4 protein-coding genes are annotated in these 4,627 nt (G+C 43.5%); all 4 read right to left on the reverse strand.

Features of this window, described 5'->3' with window-relative positions; genetic code table 11:
• Window positions 1–239: CD1107 family mobile element protein (locus T515_RS15780; RefSeq protein WP_036613381.1), on the reverse strand; the 239-nt coding region annotated here is incomplete at its 3' end.
• On the reverse strand, window positions 236–748 hold the full coding sequence (locus T515_RS15785) for a DUF4315 family protein (protein ID WP_036613383.1): 513 nt from the start codon (window positions 746–748) through the stop codon (window positions 236–238). The genes T515_RS15785 and T515_RS15780, both read right to left, overlap by 4 nt.
• A gap of 100 nt (window positions 749–848) precedes the next feature.
• Entirely contained in the window at window positions 849–2,645 is a 1,797-nt protein-coding gene (locus T515_RS15790; protein ID WP_051671822.1) for a C40 family peptidase, read from the reverse strand.
• 91 nt (window positions 2,646–2,736) lie between these two features.
• Window positions 2,737–4,627 (reverse strand): VirB4-like conjugal transfer ATPase, CD1110 family (locus T515_RS15795; RefSeq protein ID WP_242839406.1); only part of this gene is annotated, 1,891 nt, incomplete at its 5' end.

The following is a 4,627-nucleotide window of genomic DNA, read 5'->3' on the forward strand; positions in this document are numbered from 1 at the left end:
GTCTCCTGAGGTTCAGTTTCTTCAACGGTCTCTTCAGGTTCATCTACTCCCTGGCATAAAGTGATGTCCTTACTGCATACAGGACAGTTTTCATTTACCTTTCCTTCCTTACATCTCTCGGTACAGATACATTCAGCCTCAGGTCCTGTCTGTGCAAATGCCTTATCTGACATCGTTAAAACCAGTATTCCAAGTATCATGGCTGTTGCTGCCATGATCTTTATTTTTATAAGTTTCATCCTTTATATCCTCCATATCCTTCTTCATAGGAAGTTTCATAAGCTGAGCTGTTCAGAACATCCAGGTAATCAGTTTCGTCTTCGGAATTGTTTTCATTTAAAGAATTGTTTTTTTCATCTTCTGTATTTCCTGCAGAACCATCATTCTCATCATTTAGACATTTCAATTCCTCATCGTTCACTGTGTCTTTTACCTCATCCGTACTTTGACTCAATTTTTTATCTTTGCCTGATCCGGCACTTTCTGAATCATCATCTTCATCTGTTTCCTTATCTTCTTTTTCTTTATTTACAGATATCACATCAGATAACTGTCCGGACTTCACAGCCGCAAGTACCTTTGCGAGGTCTTCCGGTGTAAGGTTCAGGGCCCCGACATCAGATAGTATCTGGCTTGCTTCACATTCCTTTAGTTTTTCTCTTGCCAGTCTCAGTTTTTCCTGAGCATCCTGAAAACGTTTCTCGCAGCGTCTTACTTCTTCACGTAATCTTTCAAGTTTTTCGTACATATTTCCTCCTTCTTAAACTCCCACAAATAAGTACATCCCTATTTTTTCGTGAGACCACCAAAATGCTGATATAAAAAGACCGTCAGGTTTCCCCAACGGCCTATCCGACGATTCTTCCGTATGTCATGAAATGCTTCGTCCAATAATCTGTATTTACGGATGCGTATTGAATGGGCTTCCCACAATGGATCATCATCCCGTCTCCAACATAGATACCGACATGGCTGGCTCCCTTTGTGTTGTAGGTTCCCTGAAAGAATATGAGATCACCGGGCTTTGCCTCTGCCTTTGAAATCCTGGTGCAGTGCCCTAGAAGTCCGTTTGCAGTCTCACGGCCTACATTCCAGCCATTCCCGGAATGATTTATGACCCAGCTGACGAATCCGGAACAGTCAAAACTGGTGCTTGGACTGGAACCTCCCCATACATACGGGTATCCGAGATATTTCTCTGCTTCATTTATCATCCTTGCAAACTTAGTATCCGTAAGAGCCTCCGGAGGTACTTCATAACCCTCATAGTCTCCTATGACCGGTGCTGCATACGGATCAGAAGCAAATAATGTTCCTTTGTTTCCCAATGTCTCAACCAGAAGATCGTACCTTGCCTTCTGATCATCAGTTAATCCCATGGCTGAAATGATGGAATCCATGGTTGCACTAGTGAGCTTTACCTTTAGAATATGGTACTCATATTCCACTTCTACATCATAGTAATCAGTAGAAGTCGAACCATCGGGTTCTGTCACCGTATGACTATGGGTTTCAGTTCTTGTACGTATCTCTGTTACCGATTCTGTGGTAAGTGAATACTGATGGCTGAACACCTCATTCAGTGTCTCCTGCACCCTGGACTCCGTATAGTCCTCATGGAGCACTGTGAGAAGTGCCGCAAGTTCATAAGGATTGTGATATATGGTGTCAAGCTCATATTTGTACTCATCATAATCAGGGTATTCCGTTTCAATGTTATCGATCCGGCTCTGTAGGACCCCCTCCTTTTCTTTGTAACTGTTGTCTACAGCCAGTATCTCAGGATCATCTGCTGTAAAAGAAGATTCAAGTGTGGTACTTCCAAGAGAGTTCACGAATACACCGCCGCTTGAAGTGATGCCAACGATAAGGGCCATAATCAAAAGGATCAATGCCATACTAAGGATCACACCCGGATGCTCTTCTATAGCTTCCTTTAGGAATTCTATGAGCTTCCCGCTGAGATCCTCTGCTTTATCGACAAATCGTTTTGACAGGCTTCCGACACTGTTTGCAGCCTCTTTTTTTGATCTGTCAAAAGCGGCTTTCTGATACTCCCTTTTCATGAAAAGCTTTTGCTGTGATTTAAGACCATCCCCGGCACCGGCTTTCTTTCCGGTATTCATGTTCATATCTCTTTTGTCACTGCCAAGCTTTCCACCATAACCGGAATAAGCTGTTTTATCTCTTCCTGCGGATGGTCCTCCTGAAGAGAATCCCCCGTCAGTACTGTCAGCTTCATCAAATCTGATTGAACCATTATGCTTTCCGGTATACTGACGATAGTCCATCATTTCCTCTGCACTAAGCAGGGCATTTGATGTATCGTTCACTGCCTCAACACCAACATTCTCATCTTCATTTTCCTTATCGATTTCTTTCTGCAGAGCTTCCCGCATCGCAAACTCACGCCTTATGGCACGTCTTCCCTGAAGCTGCTTTTGCTTTTCCATCATTATTTCTTCTGTTGAACGTGTCATATCTGCTCTTCCGAGCCTTAGCTTTTTCCTGACTGCCCTTCTTGCTGATGCTTCATTCATCAGCTTGTCTCCCGGAGCTCTTGGATTCTGCTCAAGATGATACTTTTTATCGTGAATGACTTTTTCCAAGGATTCCTCTGATGTATTTATTTTCTTTATTTCCATCTCTCTATACTCTTTCATTTAGGATCTTATACTTTATATTTTGGTGTGAACTACCTTAGTAACCCGAATTGCTATAAATACCGTTCTTAATTCATAAACAATCCGGCTCCTTTGATGCGTTTCTGGCTTCAGAAATCTTCTTTTCATTAATCTTGTTTACCTCAGCATTAAGCAGAGATGTATCATGTTCTGCTTTAGACACTTCTTGTAATTCTGCAGCTCTAACATCAGCTTCATGGCGCTCCTCAAGACGGGTGGTCATGATGTCATAGAGTTCAAGATCCTTCGGGAATCTGTCAACAAATGGCAGGATGACATTGCCATAGAACAGGAGCCCTTCGCCTTCACCTGAATGAGTCACATAGGATATCTGATGAGGGCTGATGTTAAGCTGTTTTGCAAGTATGGATCTGTCACCTACGGCCTGATTCAGCATGTAAATGAAATCTGAATTCTCAAATATATTCTCTACTTCCTTTGAAGCGAGGAGATCCTTCACGTTCTGCGTGATACCTGTCGGAATGCCGCCCCATTTTCGAAATCTCTTCCAGATTTCTACTGTGTAAGCAGCTGTCTGCTCCTCACGCAGAAGAAGATGCATCTCATCCATGTAGTATCTGGTAGACTTTCCTTTATTTCTGTTCTCAGTCACTCTGCCCCAAACCTGATCCTGAACCACCAGCATTCCGATCTTTTTAAGCTGTTTTCCCAGGTCCTTGATGTCATAGCACACGAGACGATTATTAATGTTCACATTAGTCCTGTGGTTAAAGACATTAAGGGAACCGGTCACATATATCTCAAGTGCTGTAGCCACGACCTTTGCTTCCGGTTCATCCTGCTCGAGAAGTGCATTGTAAAGATCTGCAAGTATGGGCATGTTGTCTTTTCTGGGATTCTCGAAGTAACGCTGATATATCTTATGGATACAGCGGTCTATGACGGTCTTCTCAACCGGCTTCAGTCCTTCCTTACCGCCGACTATGAGCTCACAGAGAGACAGGATGAAATCCGCCTTCAGTGCTGTCGGATTGTCATCATCCGAATAGTTCATGTTGATGTCCATAGGATTAATGTACTGATCAGATGTGGGGCTTATCTTTATTACCTGTCCACCGAACCTGCTTACAAGAGGCGAATACTCTGACTCAGGATCAGAGATGATAACGTCATCATCAGTAACGAGAAAGGCATTGGCGATCTCACGTTTCGCGGCGAATGACTTTCCGGATCCCGGTGTTCCAAGTATGAGTCCGTTCGGGTTCTTCAGCTTCTTTCTGTCCACCATGATCAGGTTGTTGGAAAGAGCGTTTAATCCGTAGTAAAGTGACTGTACCCCTCCCTGAAACAGTTCCTGTGTAGTGAAAGGCACAAAGATTGCTGTACTGCTTGTGGTCATCCCTCGCTTAATGTCTATGAGATTGTTTGCCAGTGGCAGGGTGCTCATGAGACCCTGTTCCTGCTGAAAATCAAGACGGATGAGATTACAGTTGTGCTTTTGTGCGATACCGCTGGTCTGAAAGACATTGTTCTCAAGTTCCTGCAAAGTACGCCCTGTGTTAAGGACCAGGAACGTGAGAAGGAACATTCTCTCATTCTGATTCTGTAGTTCCTTTAACAGAGCCTTTGCATCATTTCCGTATGTGGCAAGATCTGATGGAATGATATCCATGTCATATCCTGCACGGACAGCTTTTTTCTGTTCCTCTATCTTGCTCCGGTCCAGTTCTGTGATGGTATGCTTTATGGTCTTTATAGCCTCATTCTGATCCACAGACTGTATGTGCATGGTGACTATCTGGCTTGATTCCATGGAAAGGAAGTCTGCCAGCATCCTGTCACTTATGTCAGATGCATCTATCGATAAAAAGCTCATGGCTCCGTACAATTCACCTATCTGAAAGGTCCTTCCGTTCCTGAAATAAAGGCTGCTTGGAGCTATGAAATCTTTTACTGAAAGTCCTGACCCTGTGAGCCATTTC

The sequence above is a fragment of the Oribacterium sp. P6A1 genome (assembly GCF_000702885.1).
Lineage (GTDB): Bacteria > Bacillota > Clostridia > Lachnospirales > Lachnospiraceae > Oribacterium.